Raw genomic sequence first — 2971 nt, 5'->3', positions numbered from 1 at the left:
CTGCCGCACCTTCGGCAGAGCCGCGCGGGTGACGCTCACGACACCGAAGAAATTGACCTCCATGACCGCGCGCACGACGTCGAGGCCCTCGTTCTCGATGGTGCCGACGTGGCCGGCCCCTGCGTTGTTCACCAGGGCGTCGATCCGGCCGTACCGGTCGAGCATGTGCGCGATGACCTCGGTGATCGACGCGGGCTCCGTCACGTCGAGGCGGCGGATGTCGAGGTTCACGCCCGCCGTTTCGCCCGCGCTGCGGAGGGCGCGGGCTCCCTCGAGGGTGCGCATGGTCGCGACGACGGTGTGTCCTGCGCGGGCGGCCGCGACCGCGGCCTGGAGCCCGATGCCCGAGGAGGTCCCGGTGACCAGGACGGTGCCGGGGACGGCCGGGCCGCTCATCAGTACCGTTCGGGTTCTGGTCCGAGCTGGAATCGGCGGCCGCTCACCGTCTCGGGAATGATCTCCACGTAGATGTACTTGAGCGTCGGGATGAGCGGGCGCAACGGCAGCTGGTCGGCGGCATCGATGTCGGTCTGCTGTTCCAGCACCCGTGCGTGGCCCCTCGCGACGACGCTCCAGGCCTCGTCGCGTCCGATTCCGTCCGTCTCGAAGGCGACCTTGTTGTTGACGGTGAGTTCGAGGAGCTTAGTTCCCTCCGCGGTGCGGAAGACCAGACGCCGGTCGGCGGCGACGAAGTTGACCGGGTAGATGTCCGGTTCGCCCGCGATGCTGAGGGCGAGGCGACCGAAGCTCGAGGAGATCAGGAGGTCCCAGCATTCCTCATCGTCGAGGACATGCACCGGATACAGGTCGTTGGTTTCCATGGTTCATATTCCCACGCAACCGGGTGCTCCGCCACCACCCTCCGCTGTCGACGTGAACTCACGGCAGACCCGAATGTCCCGGTCGGGCCGCACCGCCTCGAAACCGGGCCGACGCGACCCCCCGCGCGCAGCCGGTGCAGGGCCGTCCGGGCCTCAGTCGCGGTCGTGCGTGGTGCGCACCCGGTCGACGAGCTGCCGCCACGGGCCGGAGAGGTCCGGTTCCGCGAGCACGACTTCGTGGGGGGCGCACCGGATGCGGTACACGTAGCGGTCCGGTTCCGGCGCCCTCTCGACGACGTCGTCCCAGGGCAGGGACGCGAGAAAATCGGTCCACGCCGCCGCGTCGGCCTGCTCGTCGACCTGGACCTCCCAGGTGACCCGCACTCCGGCGATGCCACCGCTTCGCGAAACGATGACCTTCATGCCCGCGATGTTACTCCGCCGAGTCCCTTCCCGAGCCCGACACCACTCCAGCCGGCCACGACAGCGCTGTGCTCGCGGGAGCCGGGGCCGAATCGCCTGGTCGCGGCCGTCACGGTTGCGCGGGCGAACCCGGAGAAGTCGACGCGGGGCCGCAGCGTTCCGCTCGTGAGCGTGTCGTACCAGATCCGGCCGGCGCCCTCCCACGCGTTTCCGCCCAGCTCGGCGGCCACGAGGTAGAACGCCCGGTTCGGGATACCCGAGTTCAGGTGCACGCCTCCGTTGTCGTCCACGGAATCGACGTAGCCGCTCATGTCCGACGGTTGCGGGTCCATACCGAGCACGTCGTCGTTGTACGCCGTTCCCGGCGCCTTGAGCGAGCGCAGCGCCGCGCCCTGGACCTGGTCGGTGAAGAGGCCGGCACCGATCAGCCAGCTCGCCTCTGCGACGGACTGCCCGAGGGCGAACTGCTCGACGAGCGACCCGAACACGTCGGACACGGATTCGTTGAGGGCCCCCGACTGTCCCTCATAGGCGAGGTTGGCGCTGAACTGGGTGACCCCGTGGGTGAGCTCGTGGCCGATCACCGTCAGTGACGCCGTGAACCGGTTGAACACCTCGCCGTCGCCGTCGCCGAAGACCATCCGCTCGCCGTCCCAGAAGGCGTTGTCGTAGTTGCGGCCGTAGTGCACACTCGCCTCGAGGGGCAGTCCATGGCCGTCGATCGAGTCGTGCCCGAACCCGGTCCAGAACAGGGCATGGGTGTGGCCGAGGCCGTCCCAGGCCTCGTTCACCGCGACATCACCGACGGGGGCCTGGACCTTCGACCGCACCAGGCGACCGGGCAGGCGTTCGAGGCCGCCGGCATCCGAAACGGCCCTGTCGAGCTCACCGGGAGTGGCTGCCCCGCCGCGGGCGGCCGGGTGCACGGTCGGCGGATGCGTCGTGCTCCGTCGCTCGCGCAGCGGCGCGTCCCGCAGGAGCGAGTGCCTCGCCGCGTCAGCGGCGGCCGCGTACCGCGGGTCGTCGAGTCTCGCGAGCCGAACCAGGAGGTACGGCGGAACGATGGCGCATCGGATCCCATGCTCTCTGCTGCTCATGGCTCGAGTGTGTCACTGAGCGCAGACAAACGCACGGGTTCCGCGCCCCCGGCTGTGGAGAACACCGGGTCCGGGGGCCGAACAGAACACGCTCCTAGACTGTGACCATGCGCTACGGAATCGTCATCCTCCCCCAGGACCCCTGGCCGGAAGCCTCCCGCAAGTGGCGGGGCGCCGAACGTCTCGGCTTCGACCACGGCTGGACCTACGATCACCTGTCCTGGCGCAGCCTCGCCGACGAACCGTGGCACGCCACGATCCCGACGCTGACCGCTGCCGCACTCGTGACGCGTGACCTGCGGCTCGGGACCTTCGTCTCGAACCCGAACTTCCGGCATCCGGTGCCCTTCGCCAAGGAACTCGCGACACTCGATGAGCTGTCCGGCGGGCGGTTCCTGCTCGGCGTCGGATCGGGCGGCACCGGCTTCGACGCCACCGTGCTCGGCCAGCGGGCATACACCGGGCCGGAGCGGCACGCGCGGTTCACCGAATTCGTCACCCTGCTCGACCTGCTGCTCCGCGGGGAACCGGAGGGCAGCACGGCCGGCATCGACTTCACCGGCGACTGGTACACCGCCGTCGGCGCACGCATGGTCGGCGCGCCGACCCAGGCGCCCCGGCTCCCGTTCG

Annotated in this window: 5 protein-coding genes; 1 reads left to right on the top strand and 4 read right to left on the bottom strand. The window is 69.8% G+C overall.

Features of this window, described 5'->3' with window-relative positions:
• The 4 genes from QN345_RS17505 to QN345_RS17490 all read right to left on the bottom strand — a co-directional run.
• Nucleotides 1–396 (bottom strand): SDR family NAD(P)-dependent oxidoreductase (locus QN345_RS17505; protein ID WP_323508971.1); only part of this gene is annotated, 396 nt, incomplete at its 3' end.
• A complete protein-coding gene (locus QN345_RS17500) occupies nucleotides 396–821 on the bottom strand; it encodes a pyridoxamine 5'-phosphate oxidase family protein (protein ID WP_134449576.1) in 426 nt (141 codons plus the stop codon). The genes QN345_RS17500 and QN345_RS17505, both read right to left, overlap by 1 nt.
• 153 nt (nucleotides 822–974) lie before the next feature.
• Complete coding sequence (locus tag QN345_RS17495) at nucleotides 975–1244, bottom strand: protealysin inhibitor emfourin (RefSeq protein WP_134449577.1); 270 nt, start codon at nucleotides 1242–1244, stop codon at nucleotides 975–977.
• Nucleotides 1241–2341, bottom strand: a complete 1101-nt coding sequence (locus tag QN345_RS17490; RefSeq protein ID WP_134561035.1) for a M4 family metallopeptidase — start codon at nucleotides 2339–2341, stop codon at nucleotides 1241–1243. The genes QN345_RS17495 and QN345_RS17490 overlap by 4 nt, the downstream gene beginning before the upstream one ends.
• A 107-nt stretch (nucleotides 2342–2448) precedes the next feature.
• Here QN345_RS17490 and QN345_RS17485 point away from each other — a divergent pair.
• A partial coding sequence (locus tag QN345_RS17485) for an LLM class flavin-dependent oxidoreductase (RefSeq protein ID WP_323508970.1) occupies nucleotides 2449–2971 on the top strand: 523 nt, incomplete at its 3' end.

The sequence above is a fragment of the Cryobacterium sp. 10I1 genome, assembly GCF_035019805.1.
Taxonomy (GTDB): Bacteria; Actinomycetota; Actinomycetes; order Actinomycetales; family Microbacteriaceae; genus Cryobacterium; species Cryobacterium glucosi.
This window is presented reverse-complemented; position numbering and strand designations above follow the sequence as displayed.